We start from the raw sequence: 21,602 nt of genomic DNA, 5'->3' as shown, positions 1-21,602 counted from the left end.
GCCCCGCAAGCTGCGCCGGATGCGGCTGGCGGCCAGGCGCTATCTGGCCGCCGCGGACTGTCCGGGCGCCGCGCGTTTGCGGTTCGACGTGGTGTCGGTTACCCTCCGTCCGGACGGCGGCGGCCTGAGGCTCGAACTGCTGAGGGGTGTCCCGTGATCGCGTGACCTGCACGCTTCGCGTTACGCCGCGGAGACGCCGCCCGTTGACGTCGCCGCCCGCCCGTCGATCCGCTTTTTAGCCCTGGCATCACGCATCGGATGCGGCTAGTGTTGCCCACGACGACCGGTCAATCCACACCCGACAGAGATCATTCGCGGCGCGCCGTTCGGATCCGGACGGTGTCGACCGGAGGTGCCGCTCGACATGTCAGAATATGATTTCCGGGAAATCGAAGAGCGCTGGCGGAAGCGCTGGGAAGAAACGCGCCACGACGAGACGGACCACGTCTCGGACCGCCCCCGCTGCTACTGCCTCAGCATGTACTCCTACCCGAGCGGCGACAGACTCCACCTGGGCCACTGGTACAACTACGTCCCCGCCGACACCTGGGCCCGCTTCAAGCGCATGCGCGGCTTCAACGTCTTCCAGCCGGTGGGTTTCGACAGCTTCGGCCTGCCGGCCGAGAACTACGCCATCAAGTGCGGCGTGCATCCGGGCGTGCATACCGCGGAGAACATCCGTATCATCCGCGAACAGCTCAAGACCCTCGGGCCCATGTACGACTGGCGCAGCGAGCTGGCGACCCACACGCCCGAGTACTACAAGTGGACCCAGTGGCTGTTCTTGACCCTCTACCGCAACGGGCTGGCCTACCGCGCGGCGATGCCGGTGAACTGGTGCCCGTCCTGCCAGACGGTGCTGGCCAACGAGCAGGTCGTCGACGGCGCGTGCGAGCGCGACGGCGCCGAGGTCGAGCGCCGCAACCTCACGCAGTGGTGCTTCCGCATCACGCGTTACGCCGACCGCCTGATCGACAACCTGGCATCCCTGGACTGGCCGGAGGAGACCAAGAAGAAGCAGATCAACTGGATCGGACGCAGCCACGGCGCGGAGGTGGTCTTCACCGTCCCGGCCGGGACCGTCGACGGCGCCTTGCCGGCCGGCACCGAGACGGACGCCGCCGGCGGCGCCCTGCTGCGCGTCTTCACTACGCGTCCCGACACGCTCTACGGCGTGACGTACATGGCCCTGGCGCCGGAGCATCCGCTGGTCGCCGCGCTCACCGACGAAGCCCATCGGTCCGGGGTGTCGGACTACCGCCGCAAGGCCCAGCGCCTGAGCGAAGTCGACCGCCAGAGCACCGACCGGCCCAAGACCGGCGTGCACACCGGCGCCGTGGCGGTCAACCCGGTCAACGGCGAGCGCGTGCCCGTCCTGGTGGCGGACTACGTCCTGGCCACCTACGGCACCGGCGCCGTGATGGCGGTGCCCGCCCACGACGAGCGCGACTTCGCCTTCGCCGCGGAGCTGGGCCTGCCGGTCCGCCGCGTCATCCTCGCTCCCGGCGGCGATCCCGAGGCGCCGCTGGAAGCCGCTTACACCGAGCCGGGGAGCATGTTGAATTCCGGGGAACACGACGGAATGGACAGCGTCGAGGGCGGCCGCAGGATCGTCGAGTCCCTCGCGGCCCGGGGACTCGGTGCGGCGACCATCCAGTATCGTCTGCGGGACTGGATCATCAGCCGCCAGCGCTACTGGGGCGCGCCGATCCCCATCGTGCATTGCGCGCATTGCGGCGAGGTCCCGGTGCCCGACGAGCAGCTCCCGGTGCTGTTGCCGGAGGTCGCGGAATACCGCCCGCGGGGCAAGTCGCCGCTGGCCGCCTGCGCGTCGTACATGAACACGCGATGCCCGCAGTGCGGCGAACCCGCGCGCCGCGACCCGGACACCATGGACACCTTCGTCTGCAGTTCGTGGTACTTCCTGCGTTACCTCGAGCCGGGACTGGACACCGCGCCTTTCCGCCGCGAAACCCTCGCGAAGTGGTTTCCCATCGAGATGTACGTGGGCGGCGCCGACCACGCCTACGGGCACCTGATCTACGCCCGCTTCATAAACATGGTGCTCTACGACCTGGGCCTGGTACCGTCGGAGGAGCCGTTCCGGAGCTTGCGCCACCAGGGCATGATCACACGCAACGGCGAAAAGATGTCCAAGAGCAAGGGGAATACGGTCGTGCCGGCGGACTACCTGGCGAATTATGGCACCGATACCCTGCGCACCTACCTCATGTTCGGCTTCGCCTTTGCCGAGGGCGGCGACTGGACCGACGACGGCATCGACGGGGTCTGGCGCTATCTCAACCGCGTGTGGCGTCTGATCGACGCGGCGCAGGACGGGCATTCGCCGGCTGGTGACGCCCCGGCCGATGCCGTTCCCCTCGCGCCCGACGACACACGGCGGCGCTGGCCGCGGTTGCGTCGTGTCATGCACAACTCCATCAAGGGCTGCACCCAGGACATCGAGCGCTTCCAGTTCAACACGGCGCTGAGCCGCCTGATGGAACTGACCAACGCCCTGTACCATTACGCGGGCCGAGACATCGTGGATCTGGGCGACGCCAACTTCCGGGAAGGACTCGAGGTGCTGGTGCGCATGCTGGCCCCCTTCGCCCCCCATCTGGGAGCGGAGCTCTGGGAACGCCTCGGCGGCGGCACGAGCGTCTTCGACGCGACCTGGCCGCAGTGGCGCGAGGAGTACCTCATCGCGGATTCCATCACCTACGTCATCCAGATCAACGGCAAGATCCGGGAACGCATGGAAGCGTCCCGGGACGCCGAGCGGGGACAGCTCGAAAGGGAGGCCCTGTCCCACGGACGCATCCCCGAGCTGATCGGCGATAAGACCGTACGCAAGGTGATCGTGATTCCCAACAAGCTGGTGAACATCGTCGTGTGATGGGGAAGGAAGGCGATGAGTTACTGGGAAGTCCTCGCCCGAGCGAAGGAGCGGCTGGAGCAGGGAGATCTGCAGGGCGCCGAGGACGGCTACCGCGAAGCCTCGGCTTCGCGCGGCAAGTCCCCGGGACGCGTCTTCTGGACCGAGACGGTCGGTGACGCCGCGCGGCGCTTCTGGCGAGGGTTCGGCGGACGTGACGAGGCCGGCGAAGCCGCACGCTGGCAGCACGAGACGGAGCAATTCCGCGGTCACTACCGGGACGCGGCCCGGGCGGCGCTGGAACGGGCGCGCGGGACGCTCGCCGACGCCGCAGGATGCGGTGCCCGCGAACGCCTGGACGTGTTCGGGCTCGCCGTCTTTCTGGCTTCCGCCAGCCGTCTCGCCGACCAGCCGTCCCTGGACCCCCATCCGTACTGCGCAGCCGCCTTGGATGCGGCGCTGGAACTGGGCGAGATGCCCCCCGCCGGCGTCGTCCCCGTGGGCACGCCACTGGCGGCCGGGGCCAGGCTGGATCTCGTGCGCCGCGGCGCGCGATTGCTCGATCGCCGGACGACTCCCGCGGCCGGCGACGAGCGGGCGCGTGCCCTGGCCGCCGATCTGCTCTCGCTGCTGTCTGCCGATCATTTCACGACCTCGGCGCAGGAGACGGAGCGGTGCTGGTATTGCGCCCTGCTCACCGACCGTCATCTGGGATCCCCCCGGGAAGCGGTCCCGCTGTTCCTGGCGTACCTCGAATCCGGGGACACTACGGCCCCCTGTCGCGACGAAGCGCGGTTGCGGGCAGCGGAGATCCTGGGCAACGTGGGCGGGATCTGTCTCTCGGTGCCACGCTACGCCGAGGCGAAACGGCTGCTCGCGATGGGCGGGATGCTGTCGCCGGAGAACGAGGCCAGGCGGCTGGCGATCCTGGACGTCATCGGCGGGCGCGCGCTCGCGGGCTCAGGGGCCTGGGCCACGATGGCCCACGCGGACGGCACCTGGCAGTGCCTCCTCTGGCAGGGCGAGCAGCCGCGGGACGTCGTTTCCTGGACGCCGGGCGATGATCCCGCTCCCCTGCAGGAGCACCTCCGGATCTGCAGCGGACGCGTCGTGAGACGCGGCGCGCCATGCAACATCCTGGTATCAGAGGAAATAGATGGATTCGTGAATGTGTTTCTCGAATCCGAATCGTATCCTGACGCCGTTTCTGACAAAGCGCTGGCCGCCCTCGCCCGATCCTACGGACCGGGGCATGGACGCCCAGCGCAGAACCCACCGCCACATCCCGATCTCGATCTGGAGCTGCTGATACCAGGCAGCGGGATCGACCGGGCGCTGATCTATGGTCAGGTCTGGCTGGGCGTGTTGCATCACATCCTCGCGGCCGATCCGGCCCTGCGGTGTGGCATTCGCGAACTATCGCGCCGAGGCGATCGGCCCGCCACGTTCCTGGCTTCGTTCATGCCGCCCGAGCTGATGCCGGGTTCGGGACTGACCGCCACGCGACTGCTCGACCGCGCCAACCCGCACTTCCCGGGTCCCGCGCAGGCTGCGCCTCCGGACTTCGTTCTCGATCCATCGCTCGTCGAGCATGACGTGGCGGTGGTCAGTACGGGACGTCCCGGGGAGGTTCTCCGACGGTGGGGGGCGGACAGGCACCACTGGCGGCTCGTACTGGACGGCATGGACCGCTGGGACGACCTGGCGTCCTGTCTCGCGCGACGAGGCGGGCGTCATACGCTGATACCTCCCCGTGACGAGGTCCACGACCGGGATGCCGCGCTGTCCCGGCTCACCGCTCTGCTCGGTCCACAGGGGAGTGACGCGCACGAACTCCTCCCTCTATTCCACTGGTGCCGCATCACCGAGACCCACAACGGCGATCTCATGGATTTCCGCCGCTTCCGCCCCTGGGCGCCCGGCGTCGTGCCGCTCTACGACGAGTACCACGACCTGGCCGAGGCCCTGCCGCGCACGCCCCTGGGTCCGGACGGGACGGGTTGGGCACGGGAGTACGTGGAGCGCGCTGCCGGATCGGAGGTGGTGGTCGGTACGGTGGACGACTTGGTCGTGCCCGACGCTATGCGCCGGCTGGCCTGGGGCGATGACGGTGATCGGGAGGCGGCCTGGGTGTTCTGCGACAGCCCGGCCGTCCACTGGCGGCTCCTGACCGACCACGGCGAGGATATACGGGCTTTCCACCGTGGGCTCGCCGGAACCGGCAGATCACATCTCTCGCTGGTGCTAGGCGGCGGCTTCTTGCGTGGCGACCTGGAGACTCTGTTGGTGGATTGGCTGTCGCCGTACGGCCGCGCCGTGTGTCTCGCGCTCTCGGACCAGCGCTTCCCGCATCTGCGTCTGGCCGGTGGCGGCACCACGCCCGACGCCAGGGTCGAGGTGGGCCGGGCCGCTATCGGGCTCATGCAGCGGCTCGCGCATCTAACCGACGTCGGCCGACGCGTACATCTGCTGCCGGGGCGGGAGGGACCGGTACGGTCTTTCCTGGCCGCGTACCAACGGGGGGAACTCGGGTCGGTAGCGGCGACCGCACTGCTGTGGGAGGATCCGACCGACTTCTGGCGCCCGGACGCGACGCGCGGTCGTCTGCGCGACGGGTATCTCGTCGTCGTCCGGCTGGAGAGCCTCGATATCGAGCCTGCGCAAGATGTAGCCGCCGTACCGCACAGGGGCTGGCGCGAACGCGATGCCGCCGTTTCCCTGCGCATCCGGCAGCGTCGCGCCGTGTGCGCACTCGAGGTCTGCGCGCTCATGAGCCGGGGGGCAGCGGAGGTGGACGTGGCCGACCCGCGTTGGTGGCGCAGCTTTCCCCTCGATTCCGCCACGGCGGTGGCGCCCTTTCCGGTGCCTCCGGTGGAAGCCGCCAGATTGGCCAGCGGCGGACGGGCCGAGGTCTATGACCTGCCCGAGCCGGACCTGGCGCCCGGCAGACCGGGGAAGCGGTGGGCTCCACGGCCTGAGCGGTCCGATCCGACCCTGAAGGCGGCCGTGGAATGGCTGCGCATCCAGGGCTGGATCGACGAGAACATGCTGGGTCTGCCGGCCGGCGTCCTGGCCGTCGCGGACGGGGGTCTGCCGGCCGGCTGGCGCGAGCGTGGCCGGCGCCTGGTGATCGGCGATCCGGGGGCCGCCTGGCTCGCCACCCTGCGGCGGGTGACGGGGGCCAGGGAACGTGGAGAGCTGGATGCCTGGCTGCTCGTGATCGCCGGGACGCCGCCGCCGGAAGCGACGGCTCTGCGCGACGCCATCCTCTCGCCCGGCGCCTGCCTGCCGGTGCACGGGGAAGACCTGGGCACCTGGCACGCGGTGGTCTGGGCGACACCGGAGGAACTGGCCGATCCCACCCTGCGGAGGCGCTTGACAGCCACCCCCCCCCGTGAGACGTGGGCGACCGATCTGCGGAACTGGTTGCCGTCGGCCGTCTCGGCCGGCTCCGAGCATGCCACGGTGCTGAGGTTCGTGCTGAACGAGTTGCGGTCGCCCGCGACCCTGCATGCCGGCAATCTGCCTCGGGCCTGGCGCGATTATTTCCGGGCCTTGCTCACCGATGCCGGCGACGGGTCTTACCTCGACAGGGCCTCGTCCACCGTGGCTTCCCTGCTCGACTTGCCGCCTGTACCGGTCGGTCGCCTGGGACATCCTACCTGCGCCTGTCCCGGGTGCGGTGTCGAGTCGAGCTGGCGCGGGTGGCGCCAGCCGTGTCCCGTCTGTGGCGTGAGCCTCGACAGGTGGCTGCAGCCGACCGCGCGCAGACAACTCGTGTTTGACATCTGGCGCCGCAAGGTGGCCGCGTTGCGGGACCGCGAGGATCTGCGACAGGGGCGGCCACTGTGCGTCTGGGTAGCGGCGGAGCATGTCGACCGGCTCAAGTGCCTGCTCGGCGAGGCGCGTCTTCCCTGGCGGCGCCAACGCGACAGGTATCTCACCACCCGCGACGCTGAAGCACCGGACTGGTTGATTTGCGTCCACGGCGAGCTGTCGGCCCCCCCGCCGGAATGTCATCACGCCCTGCTGGAACCGCCCGCGAACGAGGAGGATCTCCAGGAGTGCCGTCGCCAGACGGGAGGAGCGGTCAGCCTCTGGTTCCATCCCCTTGAACTGGCGGCGGACATGGGCGGCCTGGCCAGCGCAGCCGGCGTGTCGTCCGGCTCGTCCCGCATGCTCCTGGTGACGCGTTTCTCCGCTCCGCCCGGGCTGGACCCGGCCTGGCGCTGGCGGGGATGGCTCTCGCCTCGCCTGGTGGAGATACTGACCGGGATGCCCATCACGGAGGTGCGCAAGATCCTGGGCGTGACGTCCTGGCTGCAGGCCGTGTACAACGAGCCGACCGCGACGTCCGGCGCCCGGGAGACATCGGACGAGACGGGCCCGCGCCTGCTGTGCCGCGACCTGTCGTCGATGGAGGCGGAGTATAAGCTGATGCGCCTGCACCCTCTTCTGGATTCCATCCTGCCCGTGTTGATGGCCTCCCTGCGCCCCGGAGTCGTGGGGCATCTGCAACTGGACGATCTTCCGTTGGAAGTCGACGACGTGGAGCTCGCCTGGCTAGATCGATTCCTGCTCGGCGAGTCCTTGACGCTGCCGGCCGGCACCGAGGACGCTGCCGACGCCGGGGACCACCTCGACAACCTCCTGTACGCCTCGACCAGGGGTGTGATCAACGGACCGCAGCGGCGATTCGGCTACGTCGGCAACCTCGAGGACGTAATCGCCAATCTGCATTGCCAGCTCGATTTCCTGACCGGCGCCTTCCGCGCGCTCTTCGCGCCCGGCGTCGGCGGTGAGGCGCCCGGAACGGTCCGTCTGGCCGACCAGGCGTCCATGATTCTCGGCGAGGAGGCCCTGGAAACGGGCGTGCTGCTCGGCCTGTGGCACGTGCGCGGGCCCTGTGAGCCCGGCGAGGTCGCAGCCGATCCCAGCTCCGGACCCTTGCGCGAAGGCTCGGCGGTCTTCGCCGCCGCGATCACGTTGCTTGGTTCGCTCACGAGGGAGGAAGACGCCTGGCGGCAGCGGCTGCTGGAAGCCTGGCGCACCGGTTTCGTCACGGAGTTGCCGGCGCTCCCGGTCCCCACGCACCGGGAGTTGCCCGTCGATGCCGCCCTGGCCCATGCCGTCATCGCCAGCGACCTGGTCGAGGCGGTCGGTGCGGGCGGGCCCGAGTTGTTGGTGCTCGAGGGTCTGTCGGGCACCGGGCGTCTGCCGACCATCGCCCAGGCACTTGCGCTAGCGTCCGCCGATCGCGCGGACAGCGCCGACATGACGGTCTTCTGCCCGGACACCGCAACGGCCGTTCGTTACAACCTGGCCTGGCGCAGGTGCGGCATCCATGCGCGCAGCCCCAGGATTCGGTTCGGGACGGACCTCGCCGTGGGATCGTCACTGGCGGGAGATACCATCCCTCACAATCCGGCGGGCGAGGTCGCGGTTCTGCTGGAGGCCCACCTGATGGGAGCCGCCGAGCGTTTCCGCCTGGCGCAGAGGTTCCGGTTGGGCGTCCAGATCTGGACGGTGGAGCCGGTGCTGGCCACCGAGTCCTGGGAGCACCTCTTCCTGACTCCTCCCGAGGCGGAAGCGGTCCGCCGGATGACCGCACAGAAGCGGCAGTCGCGGCGGGTCTGCGAGGAGGTGCTGGACATGGCGGAACAGGCGACACGACGCCGCCCTCGGCTGCAGCCGAGTCGTCAGGCTCGCGGCGAGGTGTGTGCAATGCTCACGGCCAGCCTGGACGACGGCATGACCCTGATGTGCGAGAAACAGGCGGAATGGGGCGGTCTGCTATGGCATGCCGTCGCCCCCGTCCCCGCGGACCTGGAATACCTCGGCCGCGCCGCCGCGCGGATGGGCTGGCTACCCGTCTACCGCTGGGAACTCGACGAGCTGCTGTTGCCGGGCACGCTGGAATTCGTCGCGGCCGCTCGTGACGCCGTCGCGTGTCTGGCAGGTGACGATACGGGGGACAGCGGGGCGGGCGTCGCCCATGCCGCCGCCCTGCTGCCGCGGTCGGATGTCGCGGAATACCGTGTCTGGCTGGAGGGCCTGAGGGACGAAACCGGGCTCACGGTGGGTGGATTCCATGACAGGGTGTCCCGGTCGGGCTGGTCGGAATCGTTTTTGGCATGTTCCGCCAATCGTGCCCGCGCCGCGAGGTTGGCCAGCGATTTTGCGGATGTGGATCTCGTTGAATTCCTGGCCAGGCCCCTGCTGGAAGCCTGGCGCCGTGTCGTCGGCGAGCTGCCCGATCAGCCGTCCGCCGGTCGGGGCAGCCCGGTGCTGATGCTATCGACGCCGGACGAAGGCGAGGGCGCGCCGGCCGGTTCGCTCGCGTATTTCTGTCTGGGCACCGAGCCGCCGCTGCATCACTATCAGGTCCTGCAGCGGGCGACCGATCGGCTGCTGGTCCTGTACAAGGATCGTTCCCCGCTGACGGACGGATCATAGCCGACCGCCTCGTCACCGCGCGACGCCAGGTGTTGCTTGTCCACGATGTGCCCTGCTGTTAAGTTCGCCCTGTCAGAGGCGCTTCGGACATTCCCGCAGTGCAACCGGAGAGTGGGAGCATGGATCTGCCCTTCGTCCCTTACCGCATCAAGGTCGTCGAGCACGTCAAGAACGTGAGCCCCGCCGAGCGGGCGGCCCATCTGAGGAAAGCGGGGTACAACCTCTTCAGCATCCCCTCCGAAGCGATCTATGTCGATCTGCTCACCGACAGCGGCACCTCAGCCATGAGCGACGCCCAGTGGGGCGCCTTGGTCCAGGGCGACGAGGCCTATGCGGGCAGTCGAAACTACTACGAATTCGAGGCGACGATCCGCGACCTCTTCGGCTACAAGCACGTCATCCCGACACATCAGGGGAGGGTGGCGGAGAACCTCCTGTTCACCACGCGGCTGAAGGCCGATTCGGTGGTGCCCAACAACATCCACTTCGACACGACCCGTGCCAACGTGGAACACCAGGGTGCCCTGGCCATCGACTGCGTGATCGACGAGGGTCTCGACCCATCGATCGAACTGCCTTTCAAGGGCAACATGTCTCTGGACAAGCTCGGCGCCGCCTACGAGCGGTACGGAGACCGCATCCCCTTCGTCATGCTGACCATCACCAACAACAGCGGCGGCGGCCAGCCGGTCTCGCTGGCGAACATCCGCGCCGTCTCGGATTTCTGCAGGGACAAGGGCCTGCCCCTGATCTTCGACGCGTGTAGATTTGCGGAGAACGCCTGGTTCATCAAGCGCCGCGAGGAGGGCTACGCGGAGATGTCGATCAAGGCGATCGCCAGGGAGATCTTCTCGCTCGGCAACGGCTGCACCATGAGCGCCAAGAAGGACGCGCTGGTCAACATAGGGGGGTTCCTCTGCCTGGACGACGACGACTGGGCTCAGGACATCACCAACCTGCTGATCCTGATCGAGGGCTTTCGCACCTACGGAGGGCTGGCCGGCCGCGACCTGGCGGCCGTGGCCCAGGGACTGAGGGAAGTCGTCGATGACGACTACCTGACCTACCGCATCGGCCAAGTGCAACGCATGGGCGAGGAGATGCAGGCGCGGGGCGTCCCCATCATCAGGCCCGTGGGCGGGCACGCCGTCTACGTGGACGCCAAGAGTATGCTGCCGCACATTCCCCAAGCCCTGTTCCCGGCCCAGTCCCTGGCCTGCGCGCTCTACCTGGAGGGAGGTGTGCGCGGCGTGGAGATCGGCAGTCTCATGTTCGCCCATACCGATCCAGGGACGGGAGAGACGATCTACCCCGCGATGGAGCTCGTGCGCCTGGCGGTACCGCGCCGCGTCTACACCGAGACCCACTTGACATACGTGGCCGAGATTTGCGGCAGACTCGGGGAACGTCGCGAGCGCCTGCGGGGTTTGGAGATCGAATACGAAGCGCCCATCCTGCGCCACTTCACCGCCCGTCTGCGTCCCGTGGACGGCGGGCCCCTGATCGAGGAGTAGCCGGCTTGACCCAGCGCATCGTGATCCTGCCCACCGACTGGCAATACGGGGAACGGCTGATTCCCCTGGCGCGCGCGGCTTCAGCCCAGCACGAGCTGTGGCGTTGGTTGACCGAGATCGCCCTGATCGTGGACGATGTCGCGGCCGACGAGCGCTCCTGGCTGGGCATATGCGACCGGACGGAGCTGAACCTGTATTGTCACGAGGATCTCTTCCTGCGCGATAGCGCGGCCTCGTTGACCATGAGGCCGGCGTCCCTGCCGTGGGAACTCGGCGAAAGGCGCGACCCGGATCCGGTTACACCCGCCGCGTTCTCCGCCCGCAAGGCCGAGCGCTATCTCCATCACCAGTTTCTTGCCGTGAAGGACATCCTGGCGGGGGTCGTCCGGCCAGAGGAGGTGCCGCGAAAGCTGGCGGAATCGTATCAGGAAGCCTGGGCCGTGACCGTGGACGGTCGCTTGCGGCGCGCCGCCATGCCGGGCCATCCGGTGGCGGAGCGCAGGCGTCGATTCTTCCGCACCTTCTCGGTCACGGGCATGCTCTTGCCGCAGCACTGGGACATCTTCCACACCCTGTGGGAATGCAACAAACCCACGCACGAACTGCTCCTGGAACTGGCGGAGGCTCTGCCCGGCCTTTAGCCTCCGATCAATTCCGCTTTTGCCATTTGCATTTTCCACGCGAAGTCGCCAATTTCATAGCGTCCGCCCTGCCCGGCCTTGACGACGAAGCGAACGGCGGATAACATGCCGCGTGAATCGATTCTGATCTGAAGATGCCCATGATTGTCCGGCCGGTTGCCGGATGATGAGGTCGATACGCCAAGGGAGGTTTTCCATGTTTGCTGTTTCATCCTCGCCGTGCCGGGCCTCTTGTCCGCTGCTGCTGGCCCTGGCCGTCGCAGCCCTCGCCGGATTGGCCGGTTGCGGAGGGGAGAAAGTTGTCGATCCGTACGTCTACACGACGCTTGAGCGCGTGATGGCCGGCGACACCCTGAGCGCGGACTTCCTGTTCGAGATCGACGCACCCGAGCTCGATTACGCCAAGGGCGACCTGGCCATCGTTCGCAAGGGCAACCAGCTGCACTTCCTGGTCGGTCCCGACATCGAAAACAACTACGCCAGTTACGCAGGTTCCCGGCTGGGCGTGCAGAAGCGCTTCGATAACAACAACACGACCACGCACCTCTTCCTCAAGCGGTACCGCAACGGGGAGATGATCACGTCCGTCGATTCGGTCGGCACCTACCTGATCCCGGACATCACCCCCCTCAGCCAGACCGAGATGGAGACGCCCGGCGCGCCTCTTCCGGACCTGGACTGGCAACGCGTGAGCCTCATCCAGGACTACATGCCCGCGAACGAAGGGGATGCGCTGCTGAAGGTGCAGTCGATCGTGGAGAACTTCGTCTACATGCCGCGCCACGACCTGACCGACGAGCAGAGGGCCAACGCCACGGCCGCCGACTACTCCTGGTACGCGGTCTTTCCCAAGTCCACCTTCCGCATCGTGGAACTGGAGGTGGGCGCCCAATACATGCTCGAACTGCTCAAGGCGAAGAACCTGCCGCTGGTGGGCTCCTTCTCGCTCGCCAGCGTAGAGGACAAGCGTACCGAGCGACGCAAGACCTACGGAGATCTGGGCCACATCTGCGGCACCATGAAGATAAACTGGTTCCGCTACGCCAATACCTACATCGTCGGCAATTAGGCAATTAGCCTCTGAACGGCGCGCCGAAACGACGAGCCCTCCGCCGCGCGGCGGAGGGCTCGTATCGTCGGCAGCCGATCCACGAGGTGTCAGGTGAGCTTGCGCAGCATCTCCTCGTAGGCCAGCACGGCGTCGTGGGTGCTGTGTCCCCGCGCGACGAGCGAGCTCGTCTTGACCCGGTTGGCGACGAGGCCGACCATCTTGCAGCGTTGGCCGGAGATCAGCAGCTCGGTCGCCGCCACGCCCAGCTTGGTGGCCAGGACGCGGTCCGATGCGGTGGGGGACCCGCCGCGCTGGACGTGCCCCAGCACCACCATGCGCACGCTGCGCTGCAGGCGGGACTTCAACTCGTACTCGATGTAGGGCGCCTTGGCCGCCCCCTCGGCCACGATGATCACCGCATGCTGCTTGCCCCGGTCGTATCCCCCTTCGATACGGTGGCAGATCGCGTCGAGGTCGTGCGGTATCTCCGGCACGATGACCTCCTCGGCGCCGCAGCACAGACCGGCCTCCATGGCCAGCAGGCCGCAGCGGCGACCCATGACCTCGATCACGAAAATGCGCCCGTGGCTCGACGCGGTATCCCGGATCTTGTCCACGGCGTCCACGGCGATGTTCAGGGCGGTATCGAAACCGATCGAGAAGTCCGTACCGGGAATGTCGTTGTCGATGGTGGCGGGGACGCCCATGACCGGCAGGTCGAATTCCTGGTCGAGCACGCGCGCACCGCGGAAGCTGCCGTCGCCGCCGATGATCACCATGCCGTCCAGCTTGAGCTCCCGCAGGGCCTGGCGCACCTTGTCCTGGCCGGATTTCTCCACGAACTCGGGATACCGGAAAGTGCGCAGGATGGTGCCGCCCTGGTGGAGGATCCCGCCCACATCGGCGGTGGACAGGGGCATCGCATGGGCTTCGCTGAGCCCGAGCCAACCCCGGCGGATACCGATGATCTCGACACCGGCGCCGAGGCCGGTCCTCACGACCGCCCGCAGGGCAGCGTTCATGCCGGCCGCGTCGCCGCCGCCGGTGAGAACCCCGATTCTCTTCATCATTCGTCTCCTGCCGGGTCGTCGTCCCGGGTTGCGTGCTTTCGCCATTCCCGTATCCGTTCCAGTCGCTCGCGGTAACGTTTCTCCAGCCCCCGCATCGTCGGCTCGTAGAAAAGGCGCCCGCGCAGTCGCTTGGGGAGGCACTCCATGGCGGCGACGCCGCCCGCCTCGTCGTGAGCATATGCATAGTCCTTGCCGTAGCCAAGCTGCTTCATCAGGGCTGTGGGGGCGTTGCGCAGCTGGAATGGTACGGGCGGCGTGATGCCCTCCCTGACCTCATCGGCAGCGGCCTGGTAGGCTTTATAGAGCGCATTGCTCTTGGGCGCCAGGGAAAGGTAGACGCACGCCTGCGCAAGGGCCAGCGCGGCCTCGGGCATGCCGACGAAGCGCACGGCGTCCCGGGCGGCGATGGCCTGGACCAGGGCGCCGGGGTCGGCCATCCCGACGTCCTCGCTGGCGCATCTCACCAGCCTCCTGGACACGTAGAGCGGGTCGGCGCCGCCTTCCAGCATGCGCGCCAGGTAGTAGATGGCGGCATCGGCGTCGCTGTTGCGCACCGATTTGTGCAGGGCGCTGATGAGGTTGTAGAATTCCTCGCCCGCCTTGTCGAAGCGGATGCTGCGCTCATGCACCATGCGCGTGATGTCATCGGTGTCGAGGGTGAGCGATCCCGGGTTGACCGGCCCCTCGCACGCCGCGGCGGCGGCCATCTCCAGGAGATTCAGGGCCACGCGCGCATCCCCGTCGCTCATGATCGCCAGCGCGCCGAGGGCTCCGTCCGTGAGAACGGGCGCATAGCCCGCGAGCCCCCGGGGATCTTCGAGCGCGCGTTTCATGATGACGACCAGGTGGTCCTCGCGCAGCAGCTGCAGCACGAACAGCCGCGTACGCGACAGCAGCGCGGCATTGATCTCGAAGGACGGGTTCTCGGTCGTGGCGCCGATCAGGGTGACATCGCCCTTCTCGACCCAGGGCAGCAGGGCGTCCTGCTGGGCCTTGTTGAAGCGATGGATCTCGTCCAGGAAGATGATGGTGCGCCGGCCGAGGGAGCGGCGGATCCGCGCGGCCTCGGCCATCACCGCCTTCAGTTCCTTGCTGCCCACCTGCACGGCGCTGTATTCGAGGAAATGGGCGTCCGTCGCGCGGGCGGCGGCGCGGGCCAGCGAGGTCTTGCCGCAACCCGGCGGACCCCACAGGAGCAGCGAGGGGAGGATGTCCCCGTCGATCAGGCGCCGCAAGGGTCTGTCCGGCCCGAGCAGGTCGTCCTGCCCGACGATCTCGTCGACCGAGCGCGGACGCATGCGTTCGGCGAGCGGGGTCGACGTTGACCCGGCGGCTTCCGTGTCTTTCACGGACTCCGACCCGCGCGGGCGCGGGTCATCCTTGGCGAAGAGGTCGGCATGCATGCGTCATATAATACGCGCCGTGGCCGACCAGACAAGCGTGGACTGCCGGCAGCTTGCCCGCAGCATGCCGTTGACTTACCGTGGAGGCGATCCTAGGCTGGGCCGATGTCGCACGAAGGGAGGCGGATTTGGGGACAGCCATCGTGATCATCCTGGATGGTGTGGGCGTGGGTGCGTTGCCCGACGCCGCCGCGTACGGCGACGTGGGATCCGATACGCTCGGCCATACTGCCGAGCACGTGGGCGGGCTCGCGCTGCCGTGTCTGCAGGCGCTGGGACTCGGCAACCTGCACGGGATAGAGGGCGTGCCGCCGGCCGCCCGTCCGCGCGGCAGCTACGGCCGCATGGCCGAGATGTCGAAAGGCAAGGACAGCACCACCGGTCACTGGGAACTCATGGGTGTACTCACGGACCGCCCTTATCCCACGTATCCGGCCGGTTTTCCCGAGGACCTGCTCGCCGCGTTCCGCGAGACAACAGGTCACGACCTGATCGGAAACAGGCCTGCTTCCGGCACGCAGATCATCCAGGACCTGGGTGACGAGCACGTCGCCACCGGCAAGTTGATCGTCTACACCTCCGCCGATTCGGTCTTCCAGATCGCGGCCCACGAGGACGTGGTCCCGCTGGACGAGCTCTACCGCGTCTGCGCAGCGACCCGGCGGATGTTGAGGCCCCCCCACGAGATGAGCCGCGTGATCGCCAGGCCGTTCACCGGCACCTCGGGTGCGTACGTACGCACGCCCAACCGCCGCGATTTCTCCGTCGCACCGCCGGGCCATCTGCTGCTGACCCGCCTGGCGGCACGCGGCGTGCCCGTGAAGGCCGTGGGCAAGATCGCCGACCTCTACGCGGGTGCCGGCATCAGCGAGAAGATCGTGTCGAAGTCCAACGCGGCGGGGATGAAGGCCCTGGCGGGACTCTATGAAGCCGCCGCCGACGCCTCCGCCCTGTATCTCCTGAACCTGGTGGATTTCGACATGCTCTGGGGACATCGCAACGACCCCGCGGGCATGGCCCGGGACCTGGAGTCTTTCGACGGCTGGCTGTCGGGATTCCTGGACGGTCTGCGCGACGGGGATCTGCTGTTGATGACGGCCGATCACGGCAACGATCCCACCACGCCCAGCACCGATCATTCGCGCGAGTACGTGCCGCTGCTGGCCAAGCTGGGCGGAAGCGGCCCGGGCCGCGACCTCGGCGTGAGGGAAACGTTCGCGGACCTGGGGGCGACCCTGGCGGAATATTTCGGGCTGCCCGCGCCGGAGCTCGGCACGAGTTTTCTCGCGGCATTGCAACCGGCTGAGGAGGAGTGATGGATGTGAACCGTGATGCCCTGGTCGCGGCCGCGCGTGCGGCCATGCTGCGCAGCCACTCCCCGTATTCCGGCTTCAGCGTGGGCGCCGCCCTGCTGGGCGAAGATGGACGCGTCTATACCGGCACGAATGTCGAGAACGCAAGCTTCGGCCTGTCCATCTGTGCCGAGCGCACGGCGGTCTTCAAGGCGGTGTCCGAGGGCTGTACCGCCTTCACCGCGTGCGCGGTGGCCACCGGCACGGCCGAGCCGACGCCGCCGTGCGGCGCCTGTCGTCAGGTGCTGGTTGAATTCGGGTCCGACCTCAAGATCTACCTGGCGGGGAGGGAGGACGCCGTCGAGGAACACGATCTGCGCGATCTGCTGCCGCGCCCCTTCGTCACCTTCGATCGCGGAGATGAGAGATGAACGTCGTCCGTCTGATCGAGCGCAAGAAGCTCGGCGGCGCCTTGACCGTCGCCGAGATCGAAGACGTTGTCGCCGGTTTCACCGTGGGCGACGTTTCGCGCTACCAGATGGCGGCCCTGCTCATGGCCATCTGGTTCCGGGGGATGGATCCGGAGGAGGTCACGGCCCTGACGGGCGCCATGCTGCGCTCCGGCGAGCAGCTCGACCTGGGTGCCCTGTCGCCCACGGCCGACAAGCACAGCACCGGCGGTCTGGGCGACAAGGTGAGTCTCCTGCTGGCCCCGCTGGGGGCGGCATGCGGTCTGAAGGTGCCCATGCTCTCGGGGCGCGGACTCGGACATACCGGCGGCACGCTCGACAAGCTGGAGGCCATCCCCGGCTATCGCATCAATCTGGACAACGACGAGTTCATCGGCCTGGTGGGCGATGTCGGCTGCGCGATCATCGGCCAGGGCCCCGGCATCGCTCCCGCCGACGGCCGCATCTATGCCCTGCGCGACGTGACCGGCACCGTCGATTGCATCCCCCTGATCACCGCCAGCATCATGAGCAAGAAGCTGGCGGCCGGGCCGGAGACCATCGTGATCGATCTCAAGGTCGGCTCCGGTGCCTTCATGACCGGTATGGACGACGCGCGCGCGCTGGCGGAATCGCTCGTGCGGATCGGCAAGGCCTGGCACCGGCGCATGGCCGTGATCTTCTCGGACATGTCGCAACCCCTTGGCATCGCCGTCGGGCACGCCAACGAGACACGCGAAGCTTTCGCCGCCCTGCGCCCCGGCGCGCGCGCGGAGGCGCCGCCCGACCTCGTCCGGCTGACCGAGGAGCTCGTCGCCGAGATGGTGCTCACCGCCGGCCAGGCGCCGGATCGCGCCTCGGCCCTGGACAGGGTCCGCGGGGCCTGGGACGAGGGCGAGGCCTTCGCGATGATGGAGGCCTGGGTCTCGGCCCAGGGCGGCCGCCTGGACCCCGAGGCCGAGGACTTCGGGCTGGACGTCGCGCCGCGCGTCCTGGCCGTGGCGGCGCCGCGGCAGGGCTGGGTGGGCGAGATAGCCTGCCGCGAATTCGGCGACGCCCTGGCCGAGATCGGCGGCGCCCGCCTGCGCGTGGAGGACGAGCTCGACCTGAGCGCGGGCATCGACTTCGTCGTCAAGCGGGGAGACAGGGTCGAGGAGGATCAGCCGCTGGCCTGGATCCGCAGCCGGGACGCAGCGGCGGCGGCCAGGGCCGCGGTCCACGTGTCCGGCGCCGTCACGATCGCCGACCAGCGATCGGACCTGCCGGAGCTGGTATTGGGCAGGATGACCGGTTCGTCCGGCTCACCGTCCGCCTGCTAGAATTCTTCCTCGTCATCGAGGGTGCTGAAGTCCTTCTGGAAGCCGTCGAAATCCTGCAGGGGTCCACCGTGCATGTCGCAGGCGCGCTGGGGAAAGTTGTCGGCCAGGAATACCTCCAGGGCCGTCGAGTCGCAGCGCGTGGTGGCCAGCATTCCTGAGCGCAGGCACACGTGCTTTTCCACGATCCCGGCGGGACGCACGAACGGCTCGTCCGGTCGGTCCCTCGTCACTTCCTTCATGAAGCCGACCCAGATGGGCAGGGCCATGTGGGCGCCGGTGGCTTTGTGGCCCATGTTGATCTTCTCGTCGAAGCCCACCCAGACACCGGCCACGAAGGTCGGCGTGAAGCCCACGAACCAGGCATCGGTATACTTGTTGTAGGTGCCCGTCTTGCCGGCCGCCGTCTTGGTGAACCCCAGTCTGCGGGCGCTCACCGCCGTGCCGCCGGGAGCGAAGGTGGACTGCATGAGATCGCTCATCAGGTAGGCCTGTGCGGGGTCGAGCACCTCGCGTTGGCTGATGTGCGCCTCCTCGAGGATCTCGCCGCTCTCCGTCTCCACGCGCGTTATGAAGTAGGGATCGACGTGCACGCCGTGGTTGCCGAAGGCGCCGTAGGCGGCCACCATCTCCAGCAAGTTCACCTCACCGGCTCCCAGGGCCAGGGCGTGAACGGGAGGCAGATCGCTGGTGATGCCGATCTGGGCCGCGGTGTCGAGCACGGGCGCCACGCCGAAGTCGTTGATCAGCTTCGCGGTGACAACGTTCTTGGAATGGCTGAGGGCGTATCTGAGCGTCACCGGGCCGATGAAGCGGTTGTTGAAGTTCCGTGGCCGCCAGAGGCTTACGCCCGTGTCGATCAGCACGGGCGTGTCCATCAGGATCGAGCACGGCACGTAGCCGTGGTTCAGGGCCGTGAGATAGATCACCGGTTTGAAGATCGAGCCGGGTTGGCGGGTGGCCTGCGTGGCGAGATTCCATTTGGAGTCCCTGTAGTCCCGCCCGCCGACGAGTCCCAGGATGGCACCGGTCCTTGCATCCATCAGCACGGACGCGGAGAGCAGGTAGCCGATGCCCTCCGGCGTTTCACCCGCCGCGACCAGACTATCGTACATCGCCTTGGTGAAGGGATACTCGTTCTCCAGCTCCATGGCCTGGAGATGGTTCTCCGACGCGTTCTCCATCCAGCGCTGGTATTCGGGCACTAGCGTGGTGGTCACCCGCAGACCCTTGTTGTAGAGACCCTCGTAACCGTATCTGTCCTCGAGACGCTTGCGTATTTCCTCGACGAAGTAGGCGGCGAAGCCGGGGGCGTCGGCATCCTCCGGAGGGCCCGAGACGAGGACCTCCGTCTCTCTGATGGCGAGGGCCTCCTCGCGTCCGATGTAGCCGGCAGCGATCATCGATTCGAGGACGACGGCGCGACGACGGTAGGCGCGGTCCAGATGCCGCTTTGGCGAGTAGACCTCGGGAAGCTGCAGAACGCCGGCGAGCAGGGTCGCTTCGGCGTCTCCGATCTCCCACAGGTTCTTGCCGTAGTAGGTGCGTGCTGCCGCCTGCATGCCGTAGGCTCCGCTGCCCATGTAGATCTCGTTGAGGTACATGGCGAGGATTTCGTCCTTGCTGTAGGTCTGTTCGATCTGCAGCGCGAGAATCATCTCCTTGATCTTGCGGGATATCGTCTTGTCGAGCGTGAGAAACGTGTTGCGCGCGAGTTGCTGTGTGATGGTGCTGGCGCCGGGGCTGGACGTGGATGTCAGGTTGATCCAGAGGATCTTCACGAAGCGGCGCAGGTCGAAGCCGTAGTGCTGGTAGAAGCGCCGGTCCTCGACGGCCACGACGGCTTCGAGCAGCCTGCGCGGCATACGGTCCAGCGGGACGACTGTCCTGTTCTCCACGAAGAACTCGTGGATGGTGTCGCCGTTGGCCGCCATGATGAGCGTCTTGCGCGCCGGCTCGATGTTCCTGATACGGGCCAGCGAGGGGAGATCCCGGGAGAGTCGTTGCACCGTATAGAGTCCGGCGCCGATGGCGAGCAGCAGGACTCCGGCCGTGATGACCAGGAAAGTACGGATTCGCGAGGGGGGGATCTCTCTTATGAAGATGTTTCTCATGGCCCGGCCAAGGTAGCGCAAGGGTTTTCCGAGAGCAACAGAATAGGGTAGTCGTGTGCGTGAACACCGACGAGGTGGTTTATCTCCGTTATTTCCTTTTTTCTGGTTGACATCCGGGGGGCATGAGCTTAGATAGCCCGCCCGTTGCCCATGCGTCTAAACATGCTGAGCAACGCAGGTTGCCCGCACAGGGCAACGATGGTTTCGCCTCGGGTTGCCAGGACTGTTTTTCGGAAAAGTCTTGACAGTTGCGAGGCAGTGAGATAGATTGTACAGTCGGCCCAGAAATGGGCAACCCGGCCGGCGTGGCGTCGACGGGCACGGCTCTTTGACAACGGAATAGCGTACGAGAAATTCCCGCGATCCGAGAGTTCGCGTGGGACCGGTTTGGCCGGAACTGCGCGATTCTTGCGAAGATAAGAAACAGGATTATTCCTGTTGTTGATATTTTAACAACGGAGAGTTTGATCCTGGCTCAGAACGAACGTTGGCGGCGTGGTTTAGGCATGCAAGTCGAACGAGAAAGCTTCCTTCGGGAAGTGAGTAAAGTGGCGAACGGGAGAGTAACGCGTGGGAAACCTACCCTTCAGCGGGGGACAACACCTCTAACGAGGTGCTAATACCGCATACGACCCGGGCATCGCATGGTACCCGGGTGAAAGATGGCCTCTGCTCGCAAGCTGTCACTGGAGGATGGTCCCGCGTCCCATTAGTTAGTTGGTGGGGTAATGGCCTACCAAGGCGACGATGGGTAGCCGGCCTGAGAGGGTGTCCGGCCTCACTGGGACTGAGATACGGCCCAGACTCCTACGGGAGGCAGCAGTCGAGAAGCTTCGGCAATGGACGAAAGTCTGACCGAGCGACGCCGCGTGAGCGATGAAGGCCCTAGTGGTCGTAAAGCTCTGTCAGGAGGGAATAAATATCTGCGGTTAATACCCGCAGGAGTTGAAGGTACCTCCAGAGGAAGCGCCGGCTAACTACGTGCCAGCAGCCGCGGTAATACGTAGGGCGCAAACGTTGTTCGGATTTACTGGGTTTAAAGGGTTCGTAGGCGGACTGGTAAGTCAGAGGTGAAAGCTAACGGCTCAACCGTTGAATGGCCTCTGATACTGCCAGCCTTGAGTCCGTTAGGGGATGGTGGAATTCCTGGTGTAGCGGTGAAATGCGTAAATATCAGGAGGAACACCAGTGGCGAAGGCGGCCATCTGGGACGGAACTGACGCTGAGGAACGAAAGCTAGGGTATCAAACGGGATTAGATACCCCGGTAGTCCTAGCCGTAAACGATGGGCACTAGGTGTTGGAGGACTCTACCCCTTCAGTGCCGCAGCTAACGCATTAAGTGCCCCACCTGGGGAGTACGATCGCAAGGTTGAAACTCAAAGGAATTGACGGGGGCCCGCACAAGCGGTGGAGCAT

At 66.8% G+C, this 21,602-nt stretch carries 12 protein-coding genes and 1 rRNA gene; 9 read left to right on the top strand and 4 right to left on the bottom strand.

Features of this window, described 5'->3' with window-relative positions:
- The first annotated feature begins 364 nt into the window (after positions 1 to 364).
- The 4 genes from leuS to KJ554_12930 all read left to right on the top strand — a co-directional run bounded on the left by leuS (position 365) and on the right by KJ554_12930 (position 11,489).
- Positions 365 to 2,899, top strand: a complete 2,535-nt coding sequence (gene leuS, locus KJ554_12945) for a leucine--tRNA ligase (GenBank protein ID MBU0743241.1) — start codon at positions 365 to 367, stop codon at positions 2,897 to 2,899.
- 15 nt (positions 2,900 to 2,914) lie between these two features.
- The gene (locus KJ554_12940; GenBank protein ID MBU0743240.1) at positions 2,915 to 9,334 is read left to right on the top strand and encodes a hypothetical protein; all 6,420 of its coding nucleotides are present in this window, start codon (positions 2,915 to 2,917) and stop codon (positions 9,332 to 9,334) included.
- 119 nt (positions 9,335 to 9,453) lie between these two features.
- A complete protein-coding gene (locus KJ554_12935; protein MBU0743239.1) occupies positions 9,454 to 10,848 on the top strand; it encodes a tryptophanase in 1,395 nt (464 codons plus the stop codon).
- 5 nt (positions 10,849 to 10,853) lie between these two features.
- Complete coding sequence (locus KJ554_12930; protein ID MBU0743238.1) at positions 10,854 to 11,489, top strand: hypothetical protein; 636 nt, start codon at positions 10,854 to 10,856, stop codon at positions 11,487 to 11,489.
- Here the strand turns inward: KJ554_12930 and KJ554_12925 are convergent.
- Entirely contained in the window at positions 11,486 to 11,701 is a 216-nt protein-coding gene (locus KJ554_12925; protein MBU0743237.1) for a hypothetical protein, read from the bottom strand. The genes KJ554_12930 and KJ554_12925 overlap by 4 nt on opposite strands.
- Here KJ554_12925 and KJ554_12920 point away from each other — a divergent pair.
- Entirely contained in the window at positions 11,686 to 12,558 is an 873-nt protein-coding gene (locus tag KJ554_12920; GenBank protein ID MBU0743236.1) for a hypothetical protein, read from the top strand. The two genes, KJ554_12925 and KJ554_12920, sit on opposite strands and share 16 nt — an antisense overlap.
- A gap of 89 nt (positions 12,559 to 12,647) precedes the next feature.
- On the opposite strand, the gene KJ554_12915 is transcribed toward KJ554_12920, so the two are convergent.
- Positions 12,648 to 13,607 carry a 6-phosphofructokinase gene (locus KJ554_12915; GenBank protein ID MBU0743235.1) on the bottom strand — a complete coding sequence of 320 codons (960 nt, stop codon included), beginning with the start codon at positions 13,605 to 13,607 and terminating at the stop codon, positions 12,648 to 12,650.
- On the bottom strand, positions 13,607 to 15,013 hold the full coding sequence (locus tag KJ554_12910) for a replication-associated recombination protein A (GenBank protein MBU0743234.1): 1,407 nt from the start codon (positions 15,011 to 15,013) through the stop codon (positions 13,607 to 13,609). The genes KJ554_12915 and KJ554_12910 overlap by 1 nt, the downstream gene beginning before the upstream one ends.
- A 128-nt stretch (positions 15,014 to 15,141) precedes the next feature.
- On the opposite strand from KJ554_12910, the gene KJ554_12905 reads away from it, so the two are divergent.
- Genes KJ554_12905 through KJ554_12895 form a run of 3 tightly spaced genes read left to right on the top strand, consistent with a single transcriptional unit; the run spans position 15,142 to position 18,073 of the window.
- On the top strand, positions 15,142 to 16,329 hold the full coding sequence (locus KJ554_12905; GenBank protein MBU0743233.1) for a phosphopentomutase: 1,188 nt from the start codon (positions 15,142 to 15,144) through the stop codon (positions 16,327 to 16,329).
- A complete protein-coding gene (gene cdd, locus KJ554_12900) occupies positions 16,329 to 16,736 on the top strand; it encodes a cytidine deaminase (protein MBU0743232.1) in 408 nt (135 codons plus the stop codon). The genes KJ554_12905 and cdd overlap by 1 nt, the downstream gene beginning before the upstream one ends.
- Complete coding sequence (locus tag KJ554_12895) at positions 16,733 to 18,073, top strand: thymidine phosphorylase (GenBank protein ID MBU0743231.1); 1,341 nt, start codon at positions 16,733 to 16,735, stop codon at positions 18,071 to 18,073. Before cdd ends, KJ554_12895 begins: the two co-directional genes overlap by 4 nt.
- Here the strand turns inward: KJ554_12895 and KJ554_12890 are convergent.
- Positions 18,070 to 20,184 carry a PBP1A family penicillin-binding protein gene (locus KJ554_12890; protein MBU0743230.1) on the bottom strand — a complete coding sequence of 705 codons (2,115 nt, stop codon included), beginning with the start codon at positions 20,182 to 20,184 and terminating at the stop codon, positions 18,070 to 18,072. The genes KJ554_12895 and KJ554_12890 overlap by 4 nt on opposite strands.
- A 452-nt stretch (positions 20,185 to 20,636) precedes the next feature.
- Between KJ554_12890 and KJ554_12885 the strand changes: the two genes are divergently transcribed.
- Positions 20,637 to 21,602, top strand: a 16S ribosomal RNA gene (locus KJ554_12885); the annotation flags it as partial.

The organism is bacterium, from assembly GCA_018814885.1.
Taxonomy (GTDB): domain Bacteria; phylum Krumholzibacteriota; class Krumholzibacteriia; order LZORAL124-64-63; family LZORAL124-64-63; genus JAHIYU01.
This window is presented reverse-complemented; position numbering and strand designations above follow the sequence as displayed.

Bases quoted from the DNA above. Each gene is read 5' to 3' on its own strand.
- leuS (MBU0743241.1), top strand. From the start codon at position 365: ATGTCAGAATATGATTTCCGGGAAATCGAAGAGCGCTGGCGGAAGCGC.
- KJ554_12940 (MBU0743240.1), top strand. From the start codon at position 2,915: ATGAGTTACTGGGAAGTCCTCGCCCGAGCGAAGGAGCGGCTGGAGCAG.
- KJ554_12935 (MBU0743239.1), top strand. From the start codon at position 9,454: ATGGATCTGCCCTTCGTCCCTTACCGCATCAAGGTCGTCGAGCACGTC.
- KJ554_12920 (MBU0743236.1), top strand. From the start codon at position 11,686: ATGTTTGCTGTTTCATCCTCGCCGTGCCGGGCCTCTTGTCCGCTGCTG.
- KJ554_12925 (MBU0743237.1), bottom strand. From the start codon at position 11,701: ATGAAACAGCAAACATGGAAAACCTCCCTTGGCGTATCGACCTCATCA.
- KJ554_12915 (MBU0743235.1), bottom strand. From the start codon at position 13,607: ATGAAGAGAATCGGGGTTCTCACCGGCGGCGGCGACGCGGCCGGCATG.
- KJ554_12910 (MBU0743234.1), bottom strand. From the start codon at position 15,013: ATGCATGCCGACCTCTTCGCCAAGGATGACCCGCGCCCGCGCGGGTCG.
- cdd (MBU0743232.1), top strand. From the start codon at position 16,329: ATGGATGTGAACCGTGATGCCCTGGTCGCGGCCGCGCGTGCGGCCATG.
- KJ554_12895 (MBU0743231.1), top strand. From the start codon at position 16,733: ATGAACGTCGTCCGTCTGATCGAGCGCAAGAAGCTCGGCGGCGCCTTG.
- KJ554_12890 (MBU0743230.1), bottom strand. From the start codon at position 20,184: ATGAGAAACATCTTCATAAGAGAGATCCCCCCCTCGCGAATCCGTACT.